Consider the following 808-nt stretch of genomic DNA (forward strand, 5'->3'; position numbering starts at 1 on the left):
GCCCCGCCCCGCCGGAACTCCCCCGTACCCGACCGCCCGTACCGGCTCCCGTACCGGCTCTCCCCGAAAGGACCACGAGCGTGGCAGACCAGACCGCTCTCAGCCCCGCGCTGCTGGACTACGCCCGGAGCGTCGCCCTGCGGGACGACGAACTGCTGCGGGAGCTGCACGAGGTGACCGCCCGGCTCCCCGGGGGGCGCGCCATGCAGATCATGCCCGAGGAGGCGCAGTTCCTCGCCCTGCTGATCCGGCTCCTCGGTGCCCGGCGGGTGCTGGAGATCGGGACGTTCACCGGCTACAGCACGCTGTGCATGGCCCGGGCGCTGCCGGCCGGCGGCCGGATCGTCACCTGTGACATCAGTGACAAGTGGCCCGGGGTGGGCGCCCCGTTCTGGCGGCGCGCCGGGGTGGACGGCCTGATCGACCTGCGTCTCGGCGATGCCGCCGGGACCCTGGCCGAGCTGCGGGAGCGGGAGGGGGACGGATCGTTCGACCTGGTCTTCGTCGACGCCGACAAGGCCGGCTATCCGCACTACTACGAGCAGGCGCTGGCGCTGGTGCGCCCCGGCGGGCTCGTGGCGATCGACAACACGCTGTTCTTCGGCCGGGTGGCCGATCCGGCCGCCGACGACCCGGACACCGTGGCCGTGCGCGAGCTCAACGCCCGGCTGCGCGACGACGAGCGCGTGGACATCGCGCTGCTGACCGTCGCCGACGGGATCACCCTGGCCCGTCGGCGGGACTGAGCGCCGGCGGCGTCGCCGCGGAAACGCCGGGCACGAAGAGAGGGGCCCACCGCTCGAAGCGG

1 protein-coding gene is annotated in these 808 nt (G+C 74.0%); it reads left to right on the forward strand.

Annotated elements, in window-relative coordinates:
* Window positions 1-80: 80 nt before the first annotated feature.
* Window positions 81-746, forward strand: coding sequence for an O-methyltransferase (locus tag ACSNOD_RS31525; protein WP_436770491.1), 666 nt, complete (start codon window positions 81-83; stop codon window positions 744-746).
* Window positions 747-808 lie beyond the last annotated feature (62 nt).

The organism is Streptomyces sp. URMC 123 (assembly GCF_051386515.1).
GTDB lineage: Bacteria > Actinomycetota > Actinomycetes > Streptomycetales > Streptomycetaceae > Streptomyces.